Annotated in this window: 26 protein-coding genes; 12 read left to right on the top strand and 14 right to left on the bottom strand. The window is 46.1% G+C overall.

What is annotated here, in order from left to right:
• Positions 1 to 147: 147 nt before the first annotated feature.
• The 5 genes from I8U27_RS07745 to I8U27_RS07765 all read right to left on the bottom strand — a co-directional run bounded on the left by I8U27_RS07745 (position 148) and on the right by I8U27_RS07765 (position 6,025).
• Positions 148 to 924 carry a sporulation protein gene (locus tag I8U27_RS07745; RefSeq protein WP_181751093.1) on the bottom strand — a complete coding sequence of 259 codons (777 nt, stop codon included), beginning with the start codon at positions 922 to 924 and terminating at the stop codon, positions 148 to 150.
• A gap of 71 nt (positions 925 to 995) precedes the next feature.
• Positions 996 to 1,826, bottom strand: a complete 831-nt coding sequence (locus tag I8U27_RS07750; RefSeq protein ID WP_181751094.1) for a methyltransferase domain-containing protein — start codon at positions 1,824 to 1,826, stop codon at positions 996 to 998.
• Between the two features lie 348 nt (positions 1,827 to 2,174).
• Positions 2,175 to 3,182: a biotin synthase BioB gene (gene bioB / locus I8U27_RS07755; protein WP_181751095.1), complete on the bottom strand. Its 1,008-nt coding sequence runs from the start codon at positions 3,180 to 3,182 to the stop codon at positions 2,175 to 2,177.
• Positions 3,183 to 3,449: 267 nt separating this feature from the next.
• Entirely contained in the window at positions 3,450 to 4,379 is a 930-nt protein-coding gene (locus tag I8U27_RS07760) for a hypothetical protein (RefSeq protein ID WP_181751096.1), read from the bottom strand.
• Positions 4,380 to 4,516: 137 nt separating this feature from the next.
• Positions 4,517 to 6,025 (bottom strand): carboxypeptidase M32, encoded by a 1,509-nt coding sequence (locus I8U27_RS07765; RefSeq protein ID WP_181751097.1) that lies wholly within the window; start codon positions 6,023 to 6,025, stop codon positions 4,517 to 4,519.
• A 205-nt stretch (positions 6,026 to 6,230) separates the two neighbouring features.
• Here I8U27_RS07765 and I8U27_RS07770 point away from each other — a divergent pair, with 205 nt between their 5' ends.
• The 4 genes from I8U27_RS07770 to ptsP all read left to right on the top strand — a co-directional run bounded on the left by I8U27_RS07770 (position 6,231) and on the right by ptsP (position 11,455).
• The gene (locus I8U27_RS07770) at positions 6,231 to 8,555 is read left to right on the top strand and encodes a sigma 54-interacting transcriptional regulator (protein WP_181751098.1); all 2,325 of its coding nucleotides are present in this window, start codon (positions 6,231 to 6,233) and stop codon (positions 8,553 to 8,555) included.
• 498 nt (positions 8,556 to 9,053) lie between these two features.
• The gene (locus tag I8U27_RS07775; protein WP_232345309.1) at positions 9,054 to 9,452 is read left to right on the top strand and encodes a PTS sugar transporter subunit IIB; all 399 of its coding nucleotides are present in this window, start codon (positions 9,054 to 9,056) and stop codon (positions 9,450 to 9,452) included.
• A gap of 6 nt (positions 9,453 to 9,458) precedes the next feature.
• A complete protein-coding gene (locus tag I8U27_RS07780; protein WP_181751099.1) occupies positions 9,459 to 9,719 on the top strand; it encodes an HPr family phosphocarrier protein in 261 nt (86 codons plus the stop codon).
• 26 nt (positions 9,720 to 9,745) lie between these two features.
• Positions 9,746 to 11,455, top strand: coding sequence for a phosphoenolpyruvate--protein phosphotransferase (ptsP, locus tag I8U27_RS07785; protein WP_181751100.1), 1,710 nt, complete (start codon positions 9,746 to 9,748; stop codon positions 11,453 to 11,455).
• Between the two features lie 94 nt (positions 11,456 to 11,549).
• Here the strand turns inward: ptsP and speD are convergent, their stop codons facing one another.
• Entirely contained in the window at positions 11,550 to 11,957 is a 408-nt protein-coding gene (gene speD, locus I8U27_RS07790) for an adenosylmethionine decarboxylase (protein WP_181751101.1), read from the bottom strand.
• Between the two features lie 313 nt (positions 11,958 to 12,270).
• Between speD and I8U27_RS07795 the strand changes: the two genes are divergently transcribed.
• On the top strand, positions 12,271 to 12,753 hold the full coding sequence (locus tag I8U27_RS07795; protein ID WP_181751102.1) for a DinB family protein: 483 nt from the start codon (positions 12,271 to 12,273) through the stop codon (positions 12,751 to 12,753).
• 51 nt (positions 12,754 to 12,804) lie between these two features.
• On the opposite strand, the gene ablB is transcribed toward I8U27_RS07795, so the two are convergent.
• A complete protein-coding gene (gene ablB / locus I8U27_RS07800) occupies positions 12,805 to 13,644 on the bottom strand; it encodes a putative beta-lysine N-acetyltransferase (RefSeq protein WP_181751103.1) in 840 nt (279 codons plus the stop codon).
• A 534-nt stretch (positions 13,645 to 14,178) separates the two neighbouring features.
• Here ablB and I8U27_RS07805 point away from each other — a divergent pair.
• Together I8U27_RS07805 and I8U27_RS07810 are read left to right on the top strand one after the other, a co-directional pair.
• The gene (locus I8U27_RS07805) at positions 14,179 to 14,364 is read left to right on the top strand and encodes a hypothetical protein (RefSeq protein ID WP_181751104.1); all 186 of its coding nucleotides are present in this window, start codon (positions 14,179 to 14,181) and stop codon (positions 14,362 to 14,364) included.
• A gap of 59 nt (positions 14,365 to 14,423) precedes the next feature.
• A complete protein-coding gene (locus tag I8U27_RS07810) occupies positions 14,424 to 14,777 on the top strand; it encodes a L,D-transpeptidase (protein WP_181751105.1) in 354 nt (117 codons plus the stop codon).
• A gap of 44 nt (positions 14,778 to 14,821) precedes the next feature.
• Here the strand turns inward: I8U27_RS07810 and I8U27_RS07815 are convergent, their stop codons facing one another.
• Together I8U27_RS07815 and I8U27_RS07820 are read right to left on the bottom strand one after the other, a co-directional pair.
• Positions 14,822 to 15,208 (bottom strand): hypothetical protein, encoded by a 387-nt coding sequence (locus tag I8U27_RS07815; protein ID WP_181751106.1) that lies wholly within the window; start codon positions 15,206 to 15,208, stop codon positions 14,822 to 14,824.
• A gap of 17 nt (positions 15,209 to 15,225) precedes the next feature.
• Positions 15,226 to 16,155 (bottom strand): alkaline phosphatase family protein, encoded by a 930-nt coding sequence (locus tag I8U27_RS07820; RefSeq protein WP_181751107.1) that lies wholly within the window; start codon positions 16,153 to 16,155, stop codon positions 15,226 to 15,228.
• Between the two features lie 248 nt (positions 16,156 to 16,403).
• On the opposite strand from I8U27_RS07820, the gene I8U27_RS07825 reads away from it, so the two are divergent.
• Positions 16,404 to 16,583 (top strand): hypothetical protein, encoded by a 180-nt coding sequence (locus tag I8U27_RS07825; RefSeq protein WP_181751108.1) that lies wholly within the window; start codon positions 16,404 to 16,406, stop codon positions 16,581 to 16,583.
• Positions 16,584 to 16,646: 63 nt separating this feature from the next.
• Here I8U27_RS07825 and I8U27_RS07830 read toward each other — a convergent pair whose 3' ends face one another.
• Positions 16,647 to 17,606, bottom strand: a complete 960-nt coding sequence (locus I8U27_RS07830; protein WP_181751109.1) for a 4-hydroxy-3-methylbut-2-enyl diphosphate reductase — start codon at positions 17,604 to 17,606, stop codon at positions 16,647 to 16,649.
• Positions 17,607 to 17,796: 190 nt separating this feature from the next.
• Here I8U27_RS07830 and I8U27_RS07835 point away from each other — a divergent pair, with 190 nt between their 5' ends.
• The gene (locus I8U27_RS07835; protein ID WP_181751110.1) at positions 17,797 to 18,189 is read left to right on the top strand and encodes a hypothetical protein; all 393 of its coding nucleotides are present in this window, start codon (positions 17,797 to 17,799) and stop codon (positions 18,187 to 18,189) included.
• A gap of 724 nt (positions 18,190 to 18,913) precedes the next feature.
• Here the strand turns inward: I8U27_RS07835 and I8U27_RS07840 are convergent.
• From I8U27_RS07840 to I8U27_RS07855, 4 genes are read right to left on the bottom strand one after another with little or no spacing between them, the layout of a single operon-like run.
• Entirely contained in the window at positions 18,914 to 20,086 is a 1,173-nt protein-coding gene (locus tag I8U27_RS07840; protein ID WP_181751111.1) for an ABC transporter permease, read from the bottom strand.
• Positions 20,083 to 20,772, bottom strand: coding sequence for an ABC transporter ATP-binding protein (locus I8U27_RS07845; RefSeq protein ID WP_269751010.1), 690 nt, complete (start codon positions 20,770 to 20,772; stop codon positions 20,083 to 20,085). The genes I8U27_RS07840 and I8U27_RS07845 overlap by 4 nt, the downstream gene beginning before the upstream one ends.
• A complete protein-coding gene (locus I8U27_RS07850; RefSeq protein WP_181751112.1) occupies positions 20,769 to 20,963 on the bottom strand; it encodes a hypothetical protein in 195 nt (64 codons plus the stop codon). The genes I8U27_RS07845 and I8U27_RS07850 overlap by 4 nt, the downstream gene beginning before the upstream one ends.
• A gap of 3 nt (positions 20,964 to 20,966) precedes the next feature.
• On the bottom strand, positions 20,967 to 21,872 hold the full coding sequence (locus tag I8U27_RS07855; RefSeq protein ID WP_181751113.1) for an efflux RND transporter periplasmic adaptor subunit: 906 nt from the start codon (positions 21,870 to 21,872) through the stop codon (positions 20,967 to 20,969).
• Positions 21,873 to 22,215: 343 nt separating this feature from the next.
• Here I8U27_RS07855 and I8U27_RS07860 point away from each other — a divergent pair, with 343 nt between their 5' ends.
• The 3 genes from I8U27_RS07860 (at position 22,216) to I8U27_RS07870 (ending at position 24,449) form a co-directional block, all read left to right on the top strand.
• Entirely contained in the window at positions 22,216 to 22,887 is a 672-nt protein-coding gene (locus tag I8U27_RS07860; RefSeq protein ID WP_181751114.1) for a response regulator transcription factor, read from the top strand.
• Positions 22,888 to 22,889: 2 nt separating this feature from the next.
• Positions 22,890 to 24,122, top strand: coding sequence for a sensor histidine kinase (locus tag I8U27_RS07865; protein WP_181751115.1), 1,233 nt, complete (start codon positions 22,890 to 22,892; stop codon positions 24,120 to 24,122).
• 129 nt (positions 24,123 to 24,251) lie between these two features.
• A complete protein-coding gene (locus tag I8U27_RS07870) occupies positions 24,252 to 24,449 on the top strand; it encodes a hypothetical protein (RefSeq protein WP_181751116.1) in 198 nt (65 codons plus the stop codon).
• The last annotated feature ends 169 nt before the right edge of the window (positions 24,450 to 24,618 follow it).

Here is a 24,618-nt window from a genome sequence, read left to right on the forward strand (position 1 = left end):
CTCCTCCTTATCCAATTCTATCTTAGCAAAAGAAAAGAATAGTCAGGGAGAGAGGAGTAAAATTAAGGTATTGTTCAGGTTGAGATAAATGGTATAAAAAAACCGGAAGTTTATCGCTGCCGGTTCATTGGAAAAAAGAATGAGTGCTTACATTCCGTAAAGGCCTTCTGAATTGGAAATGATAAATTGACGAATCGTTTGCGCCGCTTTGTCCGGGGAGGCAAGATCTTCGGCATCAAAATAAAAACGACCTTTTTTCTCATCCAAATCAAGCTCATCCGCAATCTTGCCCAATATACCTGTCGTACGTTTATCTAATTCAAAGTATCCGCTGACGGAATTTTGTGTCAGGTGAGGTTGATACATAAAAACGATTTCGTCATACTGGCCGCGCAGCCAATTGGTGGGCCGGAACTGAATGATTTGGTACCCCTGATCTCTGCTTCCGCTATATCCTTCTCCCTGGTGAACAAATCCCAGGGCTTTAAATCCTTGTAAAAAGTTGTTCTGTATACCTGTCGCATACACGTCAACAAAATCACGATCCTGCGCATCCAGTCCCTCTTTGATCTCCAGGTGGGTCTGGAAATAGTAACGGGTATTAATAGATGAAACCGGTAAATGGCGGGGACAGATAAAGGAAAATGGATATTCTTTGATTTGATCAGGATAAACGGTAAATATCTCAGAAGTAACCGGGATTGTGGCGATATTTTCATTGATATTTACATGATGGTCACCTTTTTTATAACTGGAAGACAAACGAAATTCCACATTGAGCCCCTCGATCAGTTGTTTCACATCTCCGCCTTTCAGTACAATTTTCCCTGTAACTTCTTCGCCCATAATCACGGAATCCCGATCTAAAATAAGGTCAATTTTAGCTGCACCTACACCCAGAGAAGCAAAAAATTGTTTCAGCATGTCACCATTCCTTTCCTGTGGTAACTCCATAGTAGCACAAAATTTTCAAGAATAGAGACCGCAACCTTTTCTTATATACAGAAGCTTGGAATTGAACTCCATCCTTTTTGTCCTGCGATCTGCAACAGGTGATAGGTACTGTAAACGCCTTCCCCGGACCGGTAGGCCCAATTATATCTTTTTATGACCTCAAGCAACACAAGGCGGGCAGTACTGAAGCTTTGATCGGCTTCACTGTAGCTGTCCCCCATTGCTTTCACGGATTGTAAAAATTGCCGGCAATCGTCATAGATCGACCGATTCCAAAATTCAACGCTATAAACCCGGGACAAACCTGTTTCTTGCAGCAGCCGCTCCCAATGCCCGGCAGATCGCAACAACATGGTATGCTGTTGCGGTGTCATCCCCAGCTCAAGCTCTACCCTTTCAAATATAAGGCGCAATTCTTGAAAAGTATCCGGTCCATAGGTGGTCGCAATGAACCATCCGCCCTTTTTCAGCCTTTGCACCCAGCGGGTCAATGTTCCCTCCGGGTTTTGCAGCCAGTGTAAGGTGGCATTAGAAACGATTAAATCAAAAGAATCCTGTTTGCCGAGGTCGATCAACTCTGCATCTCCAACTAAAAAACGCACCCGTGAGCTGGGTTCCACCTTCTCACCCGCCATTTCCGACATTTTTTCCGCTAAATCAACAGCGGTTACCGATGCCTGCGGGTAATGGTCGATCAGCAGTTGTGTCAAATAGCCGGTTCCACATCCAATCTCCAAAATATTCTCCGCCTGAAGCACTTTCTCTTTTAAAGTGCAAAGAATGCGGTGAGCCATTTTTTTATGTACAACAGCATGTTCATCATAAGTGATGACTGACCGGTTCATCTGTCGTGCCAACCGCTCTTTATCCATCTTCCTGACACCCCTCTCATTATGAAAAATAGTTTAATATGAAAGTGGAAAATCTATCGTAATATTACGGAAAATTCCGTCTTTTATAGTCGGTCTAGACATCATTGAATGTTCAATTACTTTTTCGCCAACCCGGTTACAAACTCCTGCTTAAACATTCTCAAATATAAAACATTCACAACTTGACCTGTTACAGGCCGGCGGATGAACGATTTTATACATTTGCCTTCCCCTGGTGACACACACTTTCACAAAAAAATGGGGAAATGAATTCCCCACCTGAGTTACGGCATATTTTGTTATCTTCTTACTGCGATGACTGCATCACTCGAGAGTCAGAAAAGACGTTTAATATGCACATTCTTCAATCTCAAATCCCAAATCCTTGATCATCTGATGATCTGTAAAGACTTCCTGTCCTTCAGTCGTCAGATAATCACCTACAAAGACAGCGTTGGCGGGGTATAAGGAGAGCGGTTGCAAATGGCGCAAGTTTACCTCTCTTCCTCCTGAGACACGAATTTCCTTACCGGGGCAAATGAAGCGGAAAAGTGCCAGCACTTTTAAACAGTAGCGCGGATTAAGATCTTTCATATTTTCCAGGGGTGTCCCCGGGATCGGGTTTAGAAAGTTGACCGGAATCGAATCGGCGTCCAGTTCACGCAGCTCATAGGCGATCTGTATCACTTGTTCATCAGATTCACCCATGCCGACAATACAGCCTGAACAGGGGGACATTCCCGCAGCTTTAGCAGCTTTTACCGTTTGTACCCGATGATTATAAGTATGTGTAGTTGTTATGTTGTGAAAGTGGTCGGCACTGGTATTTAAATTGTGGTTATAGCGATCCACACCGGCTTCTTTCAGCCGTTTCGCCTGATCCTCCTTTAAGATCCCCAAACAGGCACACACTTTCATTTTCATCTCATGTTTAATCTCTTTCACTGCTGCAATCACTTCTTCCAGTTCCCGCTCCGTCGGTCCCCGTCCACTGGCAACAATGCAATATGTACCCACTTTCCTGGAAAGTGCTTCCCTCGCTCCTTCGACAAGCACATCTTTTTTCAGAAATGTATATTTTTCAATCGGTGCACCAGAGACGATCGATTGAGAGCAGTATCCGCAGTCTTCAGGGCAATTACCGCTCTTCGCGTTCATGATCATGTTCAGCTTCACTTTTTTTCCGAAATAATGGCGGCGGACACGGAAAGCGGCATGAAGGAGCGGAAGCAGTTCAGCATCATCCGCCCGCAGAACAGACAAGCCTTCTTCCACTGTTAAACAATCACCCGCTAAAGCCTTATCTGCATATTGTTCCCAATGTGACACTCTGCCGACAGCCATTTGTGCACTCATTCCCAACCCTCCATTTGGAATCGAACAGGACAAACTCCTGGCCCTCGTTTATACTTGCAGTTCTGCTGCCTTTACACTTCATTAAATGTAAACCATATATTAAAATTAAGTTTACATTTAAAGTAGAGTATAGCATGAGTAAAAACATAAAAAAAGAGACCGCCACAGGTCTTATATCATGAAAAGGCAAACAAATCAGAGCCATTTCCCCCCCTGCCGCCGGTGAAAAAATGGCTCCGTGACAACTCATGTCTTCCGCCAGTGCAATTAACGATGATATTGCATAATGACCCGATGCACTTCACGTGATGTTTGCACCGAATCTACCAGCTCATTGTCCACATAGATATCAAGCATAAGAGGGGCGTCTCCTTCTTTGCGTCCGACCACTTCGATCACAACATTGCTGTTGTCATAAATGCCCCATTTCCAATCATGTTCAAAAAAGTCAAACGGGTAGACTTCCCAGCCCCCGACCGGTTTGTTGTTCTCCATTTTTATGTAAGGGGAATCCTGCTCTCCGACTGCTTCAAAATATCCTTTGTTAACCTGGACCCAACCTTTTTCTGCTTTTTCCCAGAGCTTTTGATAATACTTGCCTTCAATCACTTCAAAACCATACAACTCTTCTTCAGTAAAAAAGTCAGAGGGAAAACAGCGATATTTACCAGTTTGCGGGTCTTTAATCAGTTTTGCCGGTTCGCCCTCAGCAAGTCCTTTTCTGCGAATTTTGTCCAATTCCGCTTGCCGGCAGGCTTCCTCCAAGGCTTTAAGTACAAATTCATTTCTTTTCATTTTTCTTTCTCTGACAGATTCCTCCAGGCGCTGTGACAGTTCGGGCGGGAGAGCCGTGACCAGGTATTTTTCCGGATTCAGGCGCCAGCGCTCCAGCCAGGCATCCTCTTCCCAGTTCTCTTCCAATTCCAGGCTCACAGGAAGTGGTGTATTTTCCCATTTACTATTGTTGTTAAACGGGTCCGTATCAAAGCTTTCTTCATTAAATTTATCAAGTACATTGCTGTTCAAGCGGCCGGTCGTCACCGTCTTTTCCTGAAAAAATTCAACTTCTTGATCGGCCAATTCCTCCCACTGGTCTGTTTCCAAATCATCTTCAATGGTGGTATACTCAGCTTCCAACTCTGAGGTACGGTGAAACTCCAACTCATCCGTGCTGTTAAAACTGTTTTTTGTGCTCACCAACTATACACCCTTTCTGCTTTTTATTATTTTCAATCACTATCAAAGCAAATCAATCGTCTTCGTTGATGCGAAAGGCCTAAAATTGCTAAAGAATCGGGAATCAGGATTCTTTAGCAACCATTATCTTATTTTCATTATTTGCCTGGGTACAGTTCACCATATTTGCTGCGCAGGTAGTTCATATATGGTTCAATTGTCAGGGAAGAGCCGGTTGCTCTCTCGATAATTTCTTCAGCGGTAAACTTGCTGCCGTGGCGGTAAATGTTATCTTTCAGCCATTCATGCAAGGTTCCAAACTCTCCTTGAGTAATCTGAACGGGAATTTCCGGACAGGCTTTTAAAGCCGCTTCGTAAAACTGACAGCTTAAAATATTGCCAAGTGTATAGCCCTGGAACATACCTCCTATGTAATCCATGTACCAATGAATATCCTGTAAAACCCCGTTTTTATCATCCGGGGAAGCAATGCCGATATCAGACTGGTAACGGCTGCGCCACGCTTCCGGAAGGTCTTTAACCGCCAGCTTACCTTCCAGCATGGCCAGTTCCAAATCAAAGCGGATGATCACATGCAAGTTGTAAGTCAGTTCATCTGCATCGGTACGGATGAGAGAGCGCTCCACACGGTTAATTGCGCGGTAAAATTGATCCAGCGTCACATTGCCTAACTGTGAGGGGAACACCTCCTGCAATTGCGGATAAAAATAGGTCCAGAAACCGTAGCTTCTTCCGACGATATTTTCCCACAAACGAGATTGGCTTTCGTGAACGCCGGCAGATGTTCCATCATGGAGAGGAGTTCCTTCCAGATGGGAGTCGATCCCCAATTCATACAGGGCATGTCCCGTTTCATGTATGCTGCTGAACAGCGCCTCTCCCAGTTGATTTTCATTGATGCGGGTGGTAATGCGCACATCACCGTGGGCAAATTTGGTCATAAATGGATGGGGAGCCATGTCCTGACGCCCTCGTTCAAAATCAAAACCTAACTTTTTAATGACTTTCAGCCCAAATTCAATTTGTTTCTCTTTGGGGAAATGCTGCAGCAGGCAGGAATTGTCTGTCGGCGGATATGAAGTTACTTCTTCGACCAGCGGCACCAACTGGCGGCGAAGCTCAACAAACAGCTTTTTCAAAGCAGAAGCTTTCATCCCGTAATCTGCCCGGTCAATCAGCGGATCAGCAATATGTTCATAGCCATTAAAATAACTGGCATACTGGCGGCTGTATTCCAGCGTTTTTTCCAGATACGGCTCTACTTTGGCAAAGTTATCCTCTTCACGCGCTTCCACCCATGCCTGGTAAGTTTGCGCCACATGATTATAAAAAGCCGCAATAAAGTCAGGCGGAACACGAACAGCATTTACATACTGGCGGCGCACTACGCGCAAGAAACCGGCTTCATCCGAGTCATAGGGAATATTCTTCTCATAGCCGGAGAGATCTTCCAGCAACTGTCCTACAGCCGGATCCGTCAATTTTTCATGGGCAATGTGCCCGAGCGTTGACATTTGTCTGCCCCTGGCCTCTGTTCCGGCCGGCGGCATGTAAGTATTCTGGTCCCAGCTCAATACCGACAGTGCGGAGTGAATATCATAAATCTCACGGTAGCGGGTCTTTAATTCTTGCATTTTTTTCTCCATATATTGCTGCCTCCCATGAAAGAAAAATACGTCTTAAAAATACACAGAAACATCCTGCATGGGTACAATTCTGCACCCGCCCCCTTCTTCCCTCTTCGGGTTTAGAAATAAAACAATTTCAATACCTAACATTAACATTCACATAAACTGTGCAAAGTGTGTATGATAGAAAGAGAGAAACCGGAGTAGTTTGGAGAATGATCCCATGAAAAAAATTCAGCGGGTTGAGCAAATACTGATCCAGTTACATCGAAAATATGAACAGGGAGTGCCTGCACAGGCGGTGGCACAAGAGCTGATGCTTGACCGCTCTACGGCCAGCCGCTATTTAAATCAACTGGTGAAAGAGAACAAAGCGCAAAAAAAGATCGGCCGCCCGGTCCGGTATATCCCGGTACCGCCTGTGCCGCAAATGGACAAGCCTTCTCCCGTCAGCTCCGCAAAGACACCTTTGCATTCCGGTGAGCCTGAGTTTGTCTCTTTCGCGGCGGGGGTGGGCAAAAGCCTGCAGCCGGTTTTGCACGAGGCAATGGCCGCCCTGCTTTACCCGCCCTATGGATTGCCGATCCTTCTTACCGGTGAAACAGGAGTCGGGAAAAGTTATCTTGCCCACACCCTGTACCAAATCGCTGTCAGAGACCGGCGCCTCCCTTCATCTTCACCTTTTATTTCTTTTAATTGTGCCGAATATGCCCAGAATCCCGAACTGCTGATGGCACAGTTATTTGGTGTGGAAAAAGGAGCCTTTACCGGTGCCCTGACAGATAAGGCAGGTCTCGTTGAACGGGCAAATGAGGGAATTTTATTCTTAGACGAGATTCACCGCTTGCCACCGGCGGGACAAGAAATGCTCTTTTACCTCATCGATCAGGGTTCCTATCGCCGCTTGGGAGAAACGGGCACTCACCGAAAAGGAAATATTCACCTAATCGGGGCAACCACTGAATCCCCGGAAAAAGTATTGCTGCCGGCGTTATACAGGCGCTTTTCGGTCCGGTTGACTCTTCCGCCGCTGAGAGATCGGCCTCGCGAGGAACGGGAAGATTTACTGCAATTTTTCCTGGAGCAGGAAGCCGGTAAGATGGGCGTTCCTTTACAGATGTCCCCGGAGTGTTACACTGCTTTCCTCCAATATGAATGTCCGGGAAATATTGGGCAGCTCCGGAGTGATATACAAATCGCATGCGCCCGGGCATTTCTGCGCCATCTCTACCGTCCCGGTCAAGAAGTGATGGTTCAATTTGCCGACTTACCGCGTTCTTTGCGTGAATATCGCCCTGTAACCACCGCGATTCGGCCACTTGTCTCCACAGAAGGTTTGCCAGGTACAACTGAAACGGAAGAACTGGAGAACATCTATCAACAGTGCACCAAACACCGGGAGCAGCTGCTGAAACAAAATGCAAGCTCCATGCAAATCGATCAGGAACTGCAAGCCATTATAAATCAATATATCCATTCCCTGCTTGATTCGGCGGACCGGTCCCGGCAAAACGGGCATCAGGAAGGCTCTCCTATTTGGAGTAAGTTATTTGAGGCTTTAAGGAAATCGATACAAGAGATTGGAAAACCTCTCTCTTACAGACAATTGGCTGCGTTAAGCCTTCATATTCAGGAGTTTCTCAACAAATCGCCGTCTTCGCTGCAAACAGACCCGCTGCCTTCACTGCCGGAACCACCGGCTTTTTATCATCAGGCAGCACAAAAGATCGCAAACGATTTAAGAACAGAACTGGGCATTGATTTACCCGCCCGTGAGATTAAAATCATCTCCCTGTTTCTCTCTGCAGAAGAAAAAAGAGAGAATCAGCTTAAACAGCGATTAATTGCTACGGTTTGTTTAACCGGGGAAGGAGCGGCTGTTTCCCTGGAATACTGGCTCAAGGAAAATCTGCCTCCCACTGATCAGGACGTGGTAGTACAATCTGTACAAATTGACCCTGTAAACCGCCATTCTCTGACCCTGGAACATTTAAAAGAAGAATATAACTTAATCGCAGTTGTTGGCACTGTTCCCCCCGCCATGGACGACATTTTCTATATCCCGGCCTGGGAACTCTATCAGCCGCAGGGATTTCAACGTTTAACGGAGCGCCTGGATACGACCCGGCCCAGGAAAACAAATAAGGAGGAAGCCGTTCTGAGCCGGGAAAACATCCCTGAATGGGTTCAGCAGGGGCTTTTGAAAACGGTTGTTCATTTCAACCCCTGGCGGTTTATGCAAATTGTCAGCAGTGAGATGGAAACATTTCGGGAAGTATTTGACTGGGATGCCGAGCTGGAAGCAGGTTGCTGGATGCATTTGGGGGTTTATACAGACCGCCTGTTACAAAACCGATTGGCTTCAGGAGAGACAGAAGAGGCAGTTTCCGAACCGAATAGCGACCCGGCCCATCTCTCCACTGCACAAATATTTGTCTGGGAGCAGCTATTGAAACGCCTGGAAGAAACTTTTTGTATCCAGTATCCACCTGCAACCGCACGAGAAATGGCGCGGTTTTCCGCAACGGTCGTGAAGGCGCCTGTGTAAAGTGTGCAATTGATCCTGCACACTTTTCCCTGTTATTCTGTGAAAGTGTATGTATCTGAGGGGGAAGCAGAATTCTGTCTCTCTTCCGACCGGCGCCTGCGAAGAAGTAAAAGTGGCCGCTCCAAAAACAGCACAAAGGGCGCAGTCATTAGGGCAGGGAAGCGAAGCCAATGAAGAATTGGTCGCTTTTTCCCTTGTTCCGTTTTTTCCGCTCAGAAGGTTGCCAAAAGGTCTCTCCCCACAATTCTGCTTCCCGGGCATGATGAAAACTTTATGCCAGGGGTGTGTCGCTTGGTCATGAGGGCTTTCTTTGTAAACACAGTTGGCATGAAACTTGCTTTTTAATATAATGGGCTGTTCTTTGCAGGAAAAATGATAGAGGCGGGTTTCGCACACATCTTATTTTCTTTTACTTGTGATGTTCCCACCATCTATGGTTATTACATGTCACACATATGGGCGGGAAATAATAGTCAGGAAGGATAGGATGCCCAGATGATGGTTGCCGCGGGCTGCGATGGAAGAATGAGATGTCCGATCCGGTTGATTATTTTGTGCAACCTGGGAATCAGCTCAACCGCTCTCTGCCAGAAAGTAAACGAGGCGGCAGTTCAAAGAGGAATTCACCTTGAGGTAACAGCGGTTGGAACAGTCGAATTTAAAAAAAATCCAAAAGATGCCGATCTCGTTCTGTTGGAGCCACAGGTACGTCACCTGAAAAGTGAATTGCAGCAGATCACAAGGAAGCAAAACATCCCGCTCGAATTAGCAGATCCGATCGCTTTTGTCACGATGGACGGCGAAAAAGTGTTAAACCAGGTTTTACAGATTCTGAAAGCCGGTTCAGGATCGGAAAGACCGGTCCGTTCCATGAAAAACAAATCAACAAAGGAGTAATGATTGATGGCGGAAAAAACAGTTACTATTACAAATTCAAGCGGTCTTCACGCACGTCCTGCTTCTCTGCTGGTAAAAGAGGCCGGAAACTTTAAAAGCACGATCAAACTGGTGAAAGAAGGTCGTGAGGTGGATGCCAAGAGCCTGCTTGGCGTGATGTCTCTGGCGGCAAAACAAAATGATTCCATCATCATCCGGGCTGAAGGCGAAGATGCCGAGGCAGCCGTAGAAACACTTGCCACTTTTATCGAAACCCATCAGGAATAACAATATAATCGGAAGAGGGGAATACATTGAATCTGCATATTAAAGGAGTGGGGGCCGCACCCGGTTTGGCAATCGGCCAAGTTATCTGGTGGAGAAAAGATAAACCCACTGTGCAAATTCGTCATGTGGACCAACCCGAACAGGAGCTGTCCAAATTACAGAAAGCGGTGGAACAAGCGAAAGAACAGATCACCCAATTGCGTCAAATTGCTGCCAGACGCATGGGTGAAGCGGAAGCCGCTGTCTTTGACGCTCATTTGGCCTTTTTGGATGATCCGTCTTTTACCGGTGAAATGCAAAACCGTATTCAATCCCAGTCCAAAAATGCCGAGGCCGTTTGTGCCCAGGTAACTGAAGAGATGAGCACCATGCTCGCCTCGCTTGATGATGAATACATGCGCGCCCGGGCCGATGACATTCAAGATGTTGGGAACCGCCTGCTGTTGCTGTTGTCAGGAAAAAGCCCGTTTGACCCGTCCTTGCTTAAACCTGGCAGTATTGTCGTATCAGAAGAATTAACCCCCTCAGACACTGCACAATTTCCCGAGGGAATTGCCGGGATGGCCACTGCCAGGGGAAGCAAAACGGCTCATGCCGCAATCATGGCACGCACCCTCGGCATTCCTGCTGTTCTTGGTTTGGGGAACGGGATTGACCGGATGAAAGACGGGGATACCGTTATTATTGACGGTGACAAAGGGGAAATTTATATCAACCCTTCAGCCGAAGCGGAACAAGCAGCCCGTACAAAAATGGAGCAACAAAAGAAAGTGCGCGAACAAGCTCTGGCGGAAGCAGCACAGGAAGCTGTTACTGCCGATGGCAAACGGATCCAGGTCTTTGCCAATATCGGTAGCCTGAATGATGTAGAAATCGCTCTGGCTAATCATGCTGAGGGAGTAGGTTTGTTCCGGACCGAGTTTCTCTATCTGGAAAATGATCACTGGCCAACTGAAGAAGAGCAATATAAAGCGTACTCCCGGGTCTTAAAAGCGTTTGGGGAACGGCCGGTCGTCATACGCACACTGGATATCGGAGGGGATAAAGATCTTCCTTACGCCGATCTCCCCAAAGAAGAAAATCCTTTCCTCGGGCATCGAGCGATTCGTTACTGTTTAGCCAATCCGGAGATGTTTAAAGTACAACTGCGAGCCCTATTGCGGGCCAGTGTAGACGGCACATTATGGATTATGTTCCCCATGATTCAGAGTGTCTCGGAAATTCGTGCCGCCAAAGCTTTGCTTGAAGAGTGCCGAAATGAACTAAAACAGGAAGGCGTTGCCGTCGCGGATTCAATTCCGGTCGGAATTATGATCGAAATCCCCGCAGCCGCGGTTACCGCAGACCTGCTGGCAAAAGAAGCAGACTTTATGAGCATCGGAACCAATGACTTGACTCAATACACACTTGCAGCTGACCGGGGCAACGAACAAGTGGCCCACCTGTATGATGCTGCTCATCCCGCCGTCCTTCGCCTGGTTCAAATGACTTGCCAGGCTGCTGAAAAAGCCGGGATTGTCGTTGGCATGTGCGGAGAGTTGGCAGGGGACAGAGAAATGGCTGAAGTGCTGATCGGATTGGGACTTCACGAATTGTCGATGAGCGCCGGAGCCATCCCGGAAGTGAAGCAAGCTGTTCGCCGTGTTGATTCAAAAACGGCAGAAGGATTGGCCCAGAAAGCCATTCAACAGGAAAACGGCGATCAAGTGAGGAAAATGGCCAAACGCAGTCAGTGATAAAATAAGGAACCTGAGCGAAAAACAGCCCGGGTTCCTTTTTTGATATAATTAAAAATCCCCCCACTTCAACAGTGAGGGGACAGTGTATCCGTTAAACAGTCACTTCTTTTTTCAGCTCAATTGCTGCCGGTTGGACAACCTCAATGGGCCCAACGCCTCTCCGAAGTACTTTCGGGAATGCTTGGGTCGGTTTTAATACATTCAGCATGTACTCAATAGCGATCATGGGGTCAACAGTGTGACCGCAAGTATAACAGTCTAAAGCAGCAAACCCTTTTTCCGGGTATGTGTGAATCGATAAATGGCTTTCTGACAGCATCACCAAGACGGTGACCCCTTGTGGTTCAAATGGTTGGGCTTGAACAGAGAGGACAGTCGCTCCACATGCTTCGGCTGCTTTCCTCAAGTGATTCTCCAGAAAAGAAACATCATTTAGCAAATTAAATTCAACACCCCATGTGTCCATGGCTACATGCCTTCCGAAAGTAGCGTATTCCATCTCTTTCGGCCCCCTTCCTAGCAAAAAGTTGGTGTGAGCCAAATTCCGCTAGGATCTGCTTGTTCACCACGGGGGAAGGTTAGTCCAGTGAGGTCCCAACCCTTTAAGTGAATCCTGGATCCTACTAGCTCAATGTCACAATGATTAACTTAGCACATTCTCTTTCAAACTTCAATAGTTATTTTACCTTATTTTAAATGGATCCATCCACAGCCGAATGTGATCAAAATGAATCATCCGGCAGGAGATCTCCGATAAAAATAGAAATAGAATATTTGTTCCCCTTACTTCCGACAGAAAGGAATGAGATGTAATGACCTCTCCGGTTACAACCAGAGAATTGCTTTTTCACGAACTATCGGTACTTGTCCGCACTACCAGGCAACTGTTATCTAAAATAGATGGAGACCACTGGACCTTCCGACCTCATCCGTCGATGCGCACTCTTCATGAATTAGCTGAACATCTTGTCCAGATCCCCGCCGTCGATTTGGCCATCCTTCAGGAAAAGGATCAGAGGTCGGTTCAGCAACTGGAAGCGGAGCTTTCTTCCGATAACAAAGAGGGACTGATTGCTGTTTTGGAAACAGGACAACAACAGTTACGGGAATACATGGAATCATTGGACGAACAGAGCTTTTTCGAGAAAAGAACGACTGCTTTCTATGCTCAGGAATCCAGTACCCAGGCCAAGTGGCTGTTGGAAATTGTCACCCATATGGCACACCACCGAAGCCAATTATTCAACTATCTTAAACAGTTGGATTATAATGTGAACATGTTTGATCTTTATTGATAAAACAATTGCAACCAACCCCTGCAGGATTGGTTGCATCGTTTTATTTTTTTATTTCATTGACAGTTTTTTGACCCAGATATTCATATCTTCAAACTGACCGGCAATCTGGCTGTTTTGAATCAAACGGCCCTGATACTCAAATCCCAGTTTCGATATGACCACATTCATTCCTGTTGAAACGGCCCGGGTGAGAGAAAAGAGATTGGGAACACCCAATTCCTGCATCCGTTTTTCCAAATCAAAGATGATTGCACTTAAAAGCCCTTTTCCGCGGTATTCCGGATTGGTGGCACAATCGGTAATCTCTGCGCAATTATATTTTGTAAAAACATCTGCCGATGCTGCACTGACGATTTTGTTCTCATGAGTAACAACCGTAAAATATACATCTTTTTCCATACACTCTCTGATAAACTTCTCATCATGGATCGGGGTAGGATAAGTCTCAAAGACCAGCTGGTACAACCCGGCCAATTCTTTGGCATCGGCGGGTGTCGCTCGACGAAGGGTAAAAGAGGGGTCAAGTGGAGGCGGCTCCTCAATTGTTTCTGCTTGTTCGGCAATCTCAATAATTTGATCCTTTTTCTCTCCGTCTTCACTCACAGATCGGCTGTCATCAATGAACCGGGATAAGATGAAGGCCGGCTCTCCGTTAAAAAAGACGCTGATCTCTCCTTCTTGTTCAAAACCGAGCTTTTCAAATTCGGCAATATCTTCAGGGTCCGCATAAATCAACACTTTCCCTATATCCTTTTCATTAGCCAATTCTTCCAGATGCTTCGTTAATGCTTCCAGGTCATCCGTCGTATAGCGCATTAACTTGATTCGACTGTTGTACTCATCCAGTTCAATAGACGCATTTTTCGATGATACTTCTGAAGCAATCATTGAATTATAACCCTCCAAGGTTTAATTTTACAAACGGCAAACCGACATAAGAGGTCACTTTTATAATCCCCTCCCCTGAAAAAGCTAAACTTCTTTTTCCGATCTATTTTGATGACATATTTTTAATCAGTGCATTTTTTTATTTTTTCAGTGAAAGTGTATAGCAGTGGGGGGGAGGACAGAATTCTGTCTCCCCAGGGGCTTTATACAATCTTTCATCCCGGGGCTGCAACAGTTATGCCCCATTCCCCGGAAAACATACATAAACCCTTTTGGAGACGAATATTTTTTACGAGTAACTTTCATTTATATTGGGAAGGATATTATTATGAACTTCTCTCCTTAAAGTGGTAGAGTTTGAGGAAGTGATCCTCTCCACGAGCGTAACTCCCCGCAGTCCTCATATTACAACTTAAAATGCGTGTGAATGAATCCGACAAGCACAAAACTCGCTCTCATCTACTATTTAAAATGGGGAGTTTTCCCGCTCGCTAATCATAAATGATACTTTTTTAAAAACAGGGGGCTATGTCCATGTATTTATCGGCCAAAGAGCGCGGCATCGTTATACGTGCCTTAACAAAGGTGCTTGAGACAGAACCTCCATATGCAAGAGCAGATGAATATAAAAAATTATTAGAACGTCTTAAAGATGAACAAAATGCGATGGATGAACCTGTCATTCCTGAACGTTTCCGCTGTGACATTGACGACGGGTAATAAGTGCCATGAACCACCCACTCTTCTTCTTCGTAAGCTGAAGAAAGGAGTGGGTTTTTATGTATACGATTCTCGTTCGGCTTTCCCGGCGCTGGCTCTATTTATTGAAAGACTCCAAAGTCATTAAATCTTATCCCGTTGGAATTGGGAAAGTTGCCACCAGAACTCCGGAAGGTGACTACACCATCATCAACAAAGTGCCTTACCCTTACTCATATCCGGGAGGGCCGCTGAGCCCGTTTGGTACCCTGTGGATGGGTTTATCCCGCCCCCACTATGGAATTCACGGAACTAACCGCCCTTCTTCCATCGGCAAGATGGTTTCCAGGGGATGCATCCGCATGCACAACCGTGATGTGGAGGATTTAGCAAGGTACGCCGGGATCGGGACCTCTGTGAAGATCCGCCCGTGATCCCGAAAAAAGGTGACCGCCCTAAACAGCGATCACCTTTTTTATTACCATCCGGCCTGGGGATGCCTTTTCAGTTGGACATGGCGGAGCAGTAACAAGGGAGTGTCTTTCTTCGTTTCTTCAAGACTTTCCCCGGTGATGAGGATGGAGAAAGGCCGGTGCGCTTTTTCATCCTGCAACAACAGGCCTGCGTGATCACGGGGAAAAGCAACGGCCCTCTCTAACCGGCTGCTTAAACGAAAGCAGAAGAGATAAGCATCTTCGGCCCGGTCATACATCCATACATACTGATGACCTTCTGTAGGCTGTTCAATCATTTCTTTCCACTCCGGAATGGAAAGGATGAGGACCGGAGTGTTTTCAAGTTCAGCCCAGGCTCCATCTTCAGGGATGGAAGCTTCTGTGATTTGAGGTATATACCGTTCTGACATATCATCCGTCCTTTTTTCTAATTCCCCTCTATTTGTCGTTGCACTAAACGATGCAACAAAGGAACAATATGAGTAAGGTCCCATTTTTCTGTTTCTTGTTCACAGACCGCACCCCGGTCCCCGATGATCAGAGTGGGAACCGGATTTTTGGTATGGGTTTTCACCCGTAAATCTTCACTGTTTCCGTGATCGCTGACAAGGACGATTGTATCACCCGGCCGTTTCAGCTGAACCAGCCGGCCGAGAAAGCGGTCATAGTTTTCAATCACCCAGGAAACCAATTCCGGTTCTTGTTTGTGGCCTGCCCGGTCACTCAGAAAAAATTCATGGACAACCAGGTGATAATCCCGGGCGATATTCCATAGATCCTGTGCCGCCTGTTCCGGCTCAATCTCTGATATTTCGGGCAAAAATCTCCTTAGTGTACAGCGCGTCAGATCATGATAAACAGCACTTCCCGCCAGTAAATCCGGCAAGTAGCGAAGTGGTTCATCCACGGACTGAATCGCCGCCGTCGTGACAGATACCCATCCCCGTTTAGTCGCAGGCCGCTCAAAATATTCATTCGTATAACAGTTGGCAAAGGTGGAACGCCATCCTTTTTGCCGAAACTGCCGATAGATATTATCTTCCTTCACCCATTCCCGCAAACGGCGAAAAGGAAGGCCGCTCATATGCAAGCCCATCGCAGCCGGTGCATTTCTGCCTGTAAAGATGGCTGCCTGGCCGGTTGCACTTTGAGGAATTCCCTCTACTCCCAGCGTGGCATCTGTTTTCAGCAGTAAAACATCTGACCCGTAAACGCCTGCCCCCCGTTCGGATAAGGAGTTTCCACCGAGAAGGTCACACAGATTCGGGGTGGGATGTGTCACCCATGGATTGTACGGGGCATGATCGCCTAACCCCACACCGTCGATAAATAACAGAACGACTGCGATGGTTCCCACCTCCCAGAATCCTTATCGCCAAAATGAAAGAAACGGTTTGATTTATTCAACTGTTTCATCATGGCCCTGTCAAGGTACTAAATCCCTTCATCTCTCATTATAACAAAGTTGATATTCTGCACACGGCAACCAGTAAAGTATGTTTTACACACAGGCTGTCATCATATGATGAAAAAGAATTTTTTATGTAAAATCATGGTTAAATTTTATTTTTTTGAACATACTACAGCTAGGAGGTGTTTGCTGTAGTGTATTATGTAATCAGGGATTCTGAGAAATTGCCGCCATCTATTATCCACGAGGATAACTATTTTGCCTGGTACAATCCGATGAAAAAGGATCATCGTGTGGAGTTTCGCGGCACCATGAATCAATGCTATGATTTCATGTCTACCCGTTACCCGCAAAGCAATCAGACTACCATGTAGCCAAAATTGACAGAATAATAACAATAGGATCGAGATAACAAACCGGGAGACTTTTGCTCCCGGTTACCCTTTTGCCTGCACTTTTTTTTCCCGTACAGGCGGAAGAACTTTTTTCTTGTTGAGAGTGCGTACTTTTTTCCAGGTGGAAGGGTCGTTCTCATCAAACTGTTCCAGAAAACCAATCACTTCTCTGGTAATAGGTGTCGGTGTTGATGCACCGGCTGTGACTCCTACTATTTTATTCCCTTTCAACCATTCAATGTCGATCTCCGTTACATCGGCTACACGATATGCAGGAACTCCGGCAATTTCCTGAGCCACCTGGGCCAACCGATTGGAGTTATTGCTGCGCGGATCACCGACCACGATCACTAAATCTGTCTCTTTTGCCTGCTCAGCTACAGCTTCCTGGCGTTCTTGAGTGGCCAAACAAATCTCGTTGTAAATTTCTACATTCGGGAACCGCTCACGTACTTTATTCATCAGATGAGATGTATCCCACTGACTCATGGTCGTCTGGTTGGTTACCAGGAGCCGGTCCGTTGAAAAGTTCAGTTTCTCAATATCCTCTTCATTTTCGACAAGATGAACGTGCCCGGGTGCAACACCGATCGCGCCTTCCGGCTCGGGATGGCCGTGTTTCCCGACATAGATAATCTCATAACCTTCCGCTACCTTTTCACGAATCAGATCATGGGTGCGTGTCACATCGGGGCAGGTCGCATCCACAACGGTAAGCCCTTTTTCTCTGGCCCGGCGGCGCACTTCGGGGGAAACGCCATGGGCAGTAAAGATAACCGTACCTTTCTCCACCTGTTCCAGCAACTCTAAACGGTTCTCACCGTCAAGCGTAATAATATCTTCCTCTGTAAATGCATCAACAACATGTTTATTGTGAACAATCATCCCCAGGATATAGATCGGACGTGGTAAATCCAGATTTCTGGCTGCTTGCCTTGCCAGTACCATCGCATCTACCACCCCGTAACAATATCCTCTGGGTGTTATTTTTAATACTTCCATGAAATCGTCCCTCCCGACCCCGTGATGGTCCGAGGTGTAGTCTATCCCATTATAGCTTATTATCCTCCATCCACCAAGGGAGATTTATGTTCCTCCGCAATTGACCAAAGATAGGCTGGTACATCCGGTACAAATGTGTCCGCAACATCATAGGATACAGTGTTAACTAACCAGGAAGGAAGTGGATCTTGTGGAGAAGCCGAAAAAACCGGTCGCACCGCCTAAGATGCCTCCGATGCCAAAGATACCATACAAAAAACCTGTGCATCCACCCATGCCTCCGAAAATGCCGCCGATGCACATGCCGATGATGCCGCCGATGCACATGCCGATGATGCCGCCGACTTACCACATTCCATGTGACCCTCATATGCTGCATCACATGTACCGGCAATTGAAAATGTGCCATAAATATGAAATGAAAATGTTAAAATGGTATATGAAATACTGCGGTTGCAGACCTCACAAACATATGCCGTATGATTCGTCTTCTCGCGGCTGGGACTCAAGTCATTACAGCCGTTATGATTCCTCCCGCCATCACGATATTTGCGATACTCCTTTAGAGAGCTCTTATGACTGACCGGAAGTTACCCTCCTGTCCATTTGGAGGGTAACTTGTTGTCATAAAATAAAAGACCCCGCAATTGTAGCGAGGGTTCACAGGAGGTTCCTATTATTTTGAACTTTTTATTCTTTCACGAATGTAAAGGGTCGCCAAAACAAATGAAATAATCATAAAAAATATCAACAGTGCCGATGAGTCTAAAAAACTCTCATTCATTTGCAAGTGTTTCCTCCCGTAATTAATCCTTGTGCATATACATATATACTACATGATTGAAAGCTTGTACAGTGTTACAATGGTGTAAATGATTCGTTCAACTTTCATTTTTTTTGATTATCTGCCTTTTTTATTAGATTTCTATCAATGTCTATTGTAAAGAGAGACTATAAAAATATCTCAAGGATATAAATATAAGTATAATTTGGAAGAAACTCCGGATAAATCAGTTATGTATTATGAGTCTTTTTACGATCTCCAGGGGCCAGCGCGGCTCGTTTCTGTAGAAATAGAACCAAACATATTTTAGCAGAAAATCAATATACCATAGTTGTGTCTGATTTAAAAGAAGTAGTTGAATATATATTAGATCCTAAAAAGGGACGAAATATCTGATGAAGAATTTGAGAAGCTATTCAAAGATACTAAGAAAGACCACCCACGATATTATGAACTTTTCTGAAGCACTCACCGAATATGAAGGTGAGTGCTTATTTAATTTCAATCGAAACAGAGTCTGCTTCTATTCATATCGGAGTGCTTCTACCGGGTCTAACTTAGCCGCTTTCCGGGCAGGGAATATCCCGAAGATAATACCGATTATGCAAGAGAAGCCGAATGCAATTGCTGAAATATCCAATGAAAGTTGTACGGATATATCAAGGAAAGAAGAGAGAGCCTGGCAGCTGGCTATTCCGAGCAGCAATCCCAATCCGCCACCCAGTCCACTCAAAGTAATCGCTTCGATCAGAAATTGAATCATGATGGCAGTGGTATTGGCACCAACTGCTTTGCGAATCCCGATTTCTCGCGTCCGCTCAGTGACTGAGACGAGCATCATATTCATAATGCCAATTCCGCCGACGAAGAGCGAGATGCCTGCAATGCCTCCCAGCATATTTGACATCGTATCCGAGATTGAAGACATGGTGTCGAGCATTTCCTGCTGGTTGTTAATTCGAAAGCTGTTTGAGTCACCACGAAACTCCCCGGTGAGCATTCTCTCAATCTTGCTCTCCGCTTGGAAAATGACAGACTCGCTTTCTGCCTGTACGTAAAACTGACTGACTCCTCTTGTCTTAAAGAGGCGTTCAGCTGTGGAGAATGGGATCAGGACTTTATCATCTACTGAACCCATCATCGAGCCACCTTTTTCTTCCAGGAGCCCCACCACTTTAAACAGCTTTCCGTTGATATACAGTTTTTGTCCGACCGGAGATGCTTCTCCAAACAGCTCTCTGGCAAGTGATGTACCAATCAAGGCTACTTTACTTCGATACTCCATATCAATGGGAAGCAGAAACCGACCAGCCTGTACATGGGTGTTGCGAACAGTCTCATATGCATCGTTGATTCCTTCCACACTGGCTGAAGTATTTTTATTCCCGGTGGCCAGGGTAGTGTTTTGGGAAAGGACAGGAGCGACATCTTTGATGCCATCTTTTCCTTTCAAGGACATCACTTGGTCGTATTCAACCGATGTTTGGGTTCCTCGCCCACTGATATTAACCGTCAGAAGATTGGTTCCCATCGCTTTTACTTGTTCTGTCACTTGCTGGCTGGAACCTCGCCCGATTGAGACTAGTGAGATAACTGCCGCCACTCCGATGATGATCCCTAACATAGTGAGGAAGGAACGCATTTTTCGTGCCCGGATATTGTGAAAGGCGATCTTAACTGCTGAGAAGATGTTCATCCCGCCCACCTCCGGTCTTCCACCAATTTGCCATCCTGGAGACGAATGACGCGCTTGGCTTCTTTGGCGATTTCCTGATCATGTGTGATCAGCACAATCGTATGGCCTTCCTGATTTAGCTTTTGTAAAATCTGCAAAATATCTCGTCCTGTCTTGCTGTCTAAGGCTCCAGTCGGCTCATCCGCCAGAATCAACGGGGGTTTGGCTGCCAGAGCACGGGCGATGGCGACGCGTTGTTGCTGCCCGCCGGACAGTTGGGATGGACGGTGAGAGAGGCGGTCACCGAGTCCGACGCTGTGAAGAGCTTTCTCTGCAAGCCTGCGCCTTTTCTTAGCTGACATCCCCTGGTAAATTAAAGGCAGTTCTACATTTTCCGCAGCGGTCAGACTCGGAAGCAAATTAAAGTTTTGAAAGACAAACCCAATCTTTGTGTTGCGAATAGTGGCAATCTGATGGTCATTGAGTTTGCTGATCTCATCACCGCCGAATTGGTACACACCGGATGTAGGGCGATCGAGACAACCGACCACGTTCATCAATGTTGATTTGCCTGAACCTGATTGGCCGACGATGGCAACAAATTCCCCTTCGCTTATTTCAAGGGAAACATTATGCAAGGCATAGACGGTCTCATCACCCAACAGGTACGTTTTATGTATGTCTTGCAGGGTGATCAACTGGCTCATTGAGATACTCCTTTTTTAGCACCTGTTATATCATCTTTTGGTACAATCATGGTATTTGGGGCTCTGGGAGGCATGTTTTGTACCTGCTGTCCAGCCTTGGAAATCATGTAGTAATAAACTCCGGATCCTGAAATGGTGCCGGTGAGAAGAAATACCGCAAGCGCTGACAAAAATTTAGAGGTCTTACTCACTGTTTATCTCCCTCCTTGTATAAAAATCCTGCCACCCATACCGCCGTCGCCCATTCTCTGCATGTCCCGCTGTTGCATCTTTTCTGTGCCCGATGAAGCGGCAACAGGTAAAACTACCTGATCCCCTTCTGACAAACCGCTTTTAATTTCGATATACTCTTCATCATGAATTCCTGTTTCCACTTGTCTCGGTGCAGGTGATGTTTTGGAACCTGTCTGTACCATGACGAATGATTTGTCGTTCATCTTTCGTACGGCTTCAACCGGAACAGTCAGTGTATCTTGCGCTGTATCTGTGATGATCGAAGCATTTATTGACATACCTGCTATCAAGCCTTTCGTACTCATTAACCTGACGGTAACATCAAAAGTGGAAACTCCGTTTTCTGTTACACCTTTTCTTGCGATTTCACTTACTTTTCCGCTATACTCTTTTCCGTTTTGGTCAATCTTGACTGTCTGTCCTGCCTCGACCCTCTGAATATCCAGTTCATCTACCTTGATAATGGCTTCAAGTTTGTTATAGTTGATAACTTCACCGAGATTGGAACCTTTTTGTACAGAGGTGTAGATGTTTAGATTATCATTTAGTGTAACTTCACCATCAATGGGGGACTCAATTTCGTAGCCGTTTTCCAGCTCAATCAGATCCTGTCCGGCTTTAACCGTGTCACCGTTCTTCACCAAAATTTCCTCGATGGCACCGGAATGCTCGGCCACCACTTTTTGTGATTCTGCAACTTCTATATTGCCGTCACCATCTACTTTTGCTTCAATGTTTCGCTTCATCACAGGAGCTGTATTTGTATTGATCTTGACAGGTTGAGCTTGCAATGATGCGATTTTCCAACCGGTTCCGCCGCCTGCGACGATTCCTATGATCACGGCGGAAATCATCCATTTCTTCATTTACGCACCCCTTTCAAGAAAACCAATATTTACAACGCAATTATGCAATTTGTTCCTTAGGATTTTATAAGAGGGAGAGGAAAAAAGGAGGATGTGCTGATCATCTGTTTACTTTTTAATAAAATCGAAGCCTTGCTGAACACCGAGTTTTCACACCGACTCAGACATCTGACAGTTCAATCATCAACTTGAAAAGCCGGACTCCATGGAACTTATGCCAGGAGGCATCGCGGGGTCTCCCTTTTAGTTGGCGGAACTGGTATGATAAATATGATGTTTGCCCGGAAAGCAGCCAGACTCCATCTTGTTGATGCTTGCGTTATGAATAGGGGGGAGCCGTTCCGTGAAAATTTTACTCGTTGAAGACGACCTGCCTCTGCTTGAATCAATTGAACGGATATTGGGGGAAGAATTTCAAGTTGCTGCGGCCCAATCCGGAGATGAGGGTTTATACCTGGCTGAACAAAACATTTATGACCTGATTATCCTTGATATTATGCTGCCGGTTATGAGCGGTCTCGATGTTCTAAGACAGATCCGGCAGCAAGGTCTTGATGTCCCTGTGCTGTTGCTTACAGCAAAAGACAGTGTGGAAGATAAAGTGCGGGGATTGGATCAGGGTGCAGATGATTACCTGGTCAAACCATTCGCCGTACCTGAACTGTTGGCCCGGGTGCGCGCTCTGTTGCGCCGCAAAGGAGCACTGGGCATCGAAGGCACTCTCCGATACGGGCCCATCACTCTTCATCCCAGGGAACAAACCGGTTATATTCATGAGAAGCTGCTTAGTTTAACAGCCAAGGAATACGCTCTGCTGGAATACCTGGTCCAAAATGCCGGCAACATTTTAACCCGTGAACAGCTGTTTGACCGCGTCTGGGGGTTTGATTCAGATACCACCATTTCAGTTGTTGAGTTATACATTCATTACCTTCGTAAAAAATTAACACCATTTCATCTGCAAAAAATGATTCGTACCGTCCGCGGAATTGGTTATATGTTAAAGGAAGAATGAGCATGTTTCGTAAAACGCTGATCCGCCTGACCCTGCAAAATTCGGTTGTTTTTCTGGTCGCTATCAGCTTGCTGGGAGCGTGGCTCTACTGGTTTATGGAAGGTCAGGTCTTTGGGGAAATCGATGAGATGCTGCTTACCCGCTCCAAACGGGCAAAAGCAGAACTTATGCTGGACCAGGATTTTTCTACGCCTTCCGTCCCTTATACGGCTGTGATCCTCTGGGACAAGAACAGAGAAATTGTTCATCGTCTCAAGGGAGATCCTCTCTTTGCAAATGTAAAGCTGTCTTATCCTGAGCAAATAGATGGAAAAATTCATTCCGTACAGATGGATATACCACAGTTTGACGATCCCTTGCAGTTTCGATTTGTGGCGGTCTCCCTTCCCACTGTCACCGGAGATTCACTGGTCATTCAAGTGATTCGTTTCGTAGGCGCAGAGGTTGCCTGGCTGGATAACTTGCGCAAAAATATTATCATTGGTTGCTGCCTGGCCGTAGGAATCGCAATCGCTGCCGGGTATTGGCTGGCACGCCGCGCACTCATTCCCATTCAAAATTCCTGGCAGGCTCAACAGCAGTTTGTCGCTGATGCGTCGCACGAATTGCGCACCCCGTTAGCTGTGATTAGGGCAAGAGCCGAACTGCTCTTACGCGATCCGAAACAGACCATTGAAGAAAAAATCTCTGACATCTCCACGATCTACCGGGAAACCAGGCGACTGCACAAGCTGGTCGCTCATTTGCTCACACTGGCACGCAGTGATTCCAATCAACTGGAACTAAATATAGAGTCATTTGCTTTTGATTCACTCGTTCATGAGGTGGCCGGCCATTTTAAAGAGCTGGCACAGATTGAGCAAATTTACTTTCAGACAGAGATTTCCCCCTCCTTATTTATTCAGGGAGACCGCGAACGACTGCACCAACTGCTGGTCATATTACTGGATAATGCCTTTAAATACACACCTTCCCCCGGTGAGGTTACATTGACCTGCCGTAAAAGCGGCAACCATGTGCTCCTCGAAGTGAAAGATACCGGAGTGGGGATTCCGGAAAAAGATATCCCCCACATCTTTGACCGCTTTTACCGGGCCGATCCGGCGCGAAAACGAACAGATGGAGGTACAGGCCTCGGTTTGGCAATCGCCAGATGGATCGTTGAAAAGCACGGAGGCAAAATCTCCGTTCAGAGTGAACCGGGGAAGGGAACCTCTTTCTTGGTCAAACTGTAAAAACAACTGACTTAAATAAACATAGTTATCTTTTTATGTCAAAAAAGGAAATATTTTTAAAAGTTATGTCGAATGGAAGGGATCAAAACAGCCCCTTGTCAAATATGACTTGTAAAGGGGGCGATATACATGATGGAAGCAAACCAATTGGCAGGGGGCTTCAAAAGAAGGCTCGGGTATAAATACCGGGTCAGGCATCAGCTTCTTCGTCCGGTGGTAGAACGCATTTCCAATGTCCAATACGGACGCAATAAAACCCTGCAAGAGCAACAACAGGGGACAGAATTGAAAAAACGCCCGAAATCTAAGGAATCAGCAAATATCTAAAAAGGGTTCACAGACGAACCTCCTTTCGAATGATAAATTATAGAAGAAACATTTTTACCGCCTTATCATTGATGTGGACAGATGACAGGGTTTCATTAATCAGATCTTAAGGTATCAGATGATATTATTGATGGCTCCCCCGGTTAACGGGGGCTTTTCTTTTTTCGTT

It is taken from the genome of Paenactinomyces guangxiensis (genome assembly GCF_016055185.1).
Classification (GTDB): domain Bacteria; phylum Bacillota; class Bacilli; order Thermoactinomycetales; family Thermoactinomycetaceae; genus Paenactinomyces; species Paenactinomyces guangxiensis.

What these genes read in the sequence shown, in the direction of transcription:
- I8U27_RS07745 (WP_181751093.1), bottom strand. Translation starts at nt 924, where the DNA reads ATGCTGAAACAATTTTTTGCTTCTCTGGGTGTAGGTGCAGCTAAAATT.
- I8U27_RS07750 (WP_181751094.1), bottom strand. Translation starts at nt 1,826, where the DNA reads ATGGATAAAGAGCGGTTGGCACGACAGATGAACCGGTCAGTCATCACT.
- bioB (WP_181751095.1), bottom strand. Translation starts at nt 3,182, where the DNA reads ATGAGTGCACAAATGGCTGTCGGCAGAGTGTCACATTGGGAACAATAT.
- I8U27_RS07765 (WP_181751097.1), bottom strand. Translation starts at nt 6,025, where the DNA reads ATGGAGAAAAAAATGCAAGAATTAAAGACCCGCTACCGTGAGATTTAT.
- I8U27_RS07770 (WP_181751098.1), top strand. Translation starts at nt 6,231, where the DNA reads ATGAAAAAAATTCAGCGGGTTGAGCAAATACTGATCCAGTTACATCGA.
- I8U27_RS07775 (WP_232345309.1), top strand. Translation starts at nt 9,054, where the DNA reads ATGGTTGCCGCGGGCTGCGATGGAAGAATGAGATGTCCGATCCGGTTG.
- I8U27_RS07780 (WP_181751099.1), top strand. Translation starts at nt 9,459, where the DNA reads ATGGCGGAAAAAACAGTTACTATTACAAATTCAAGCGGTCTTCACGCA.
- speD (WP_181751101.1), bottom strand. Translation starts at nt 11,957, where the DNA reads ATGGAATACGCTACTTTCGGAAGGCATGTAGCCATGGACACATGGGGT.
- I8U27_RS07795 (WP_181751102.1), top strand. Translation starts at nt 12,271, where the DNA reads ATGACCTCTCCGGTTACAACCAGAGAATTGCTTTTTCACGAACTATCG.
- ablB (WP_181751103.1), bottom strand. Translation starts at nt 13,644, where the DNA reads ATGATTGCTTCAGAAGTATCATCGAAAAATGCGTCTATTGAACTGGAT.
- I8U27_RS07805 (WP_181751104.1), top strand. Translation starts at nt 14,179, where the DNA reads ATGTATTTATCGGCCAAAGAGCGCGGCATCGTTATACGTGCCTTAACA.
- I8U27_RS07810 (WP_181751105.1), top strand. Translation starts at nt 14,424, where the DNA reads ATGTATACGATTCTCGTTCGGCTTTCCCGGCGCTGGCTCTATTTATTG.
- I8U27_RS07815 (WP_181751106.1), bottom strand. Translation starts at nt 15,208, where the DNA reads ATGTCAGAACGGTATATACCTCAAATCACAGAAGCTTCCATCCCTGAA.
- I8U27_RS07830 (WP_181751109.1), bottom strand. Translation starts at nt 17,606, where the DNA reads ATGGAAGTATTAAAAATAACACCCAGAGGATATTGTTACGGGGTGGTA.
- I8U27_RS07840 (WP_181751111.1), bottom strand. Translation starts at nt 20,086, where the DNA reads ATGAACATCTTCTCAGCAGTTAAGATCGCCTTTCACAATATCCGGGCA.
- I8U27_RS07845 (WP_269751010.1), bottom strand. Translation starts at nt 20,772, where the DNA reads ATGAGCCAGTTGATCACCCTGCAAGACATACATAAAACGTACCTGTTG.
- I8U27_RS07855 (WP_181751113.1), bottom strand. Translation starts at nt 21,872, where the DNA reads ATGAAGAAATGGATGATTTCCGCCGTGATCATAGGAATCGTCGCAGGC.
- I8U27_RS07865 (WP_181751115.1), top strand. Translation starts at nt 22,890, where the DNA reads ATGTTTCGTAAAACGCTGATCCGCCTGACCCTGCAAAATTCGGTTGTT.
- I8U27_RS07870 (WP_181751116.1), top strand. Translation starts at nt 24,252, where the DNA reads ATGATGGAAGCAAACCAATTGGCAGGGGGCTTCAAAAGAAGGCTCGGG.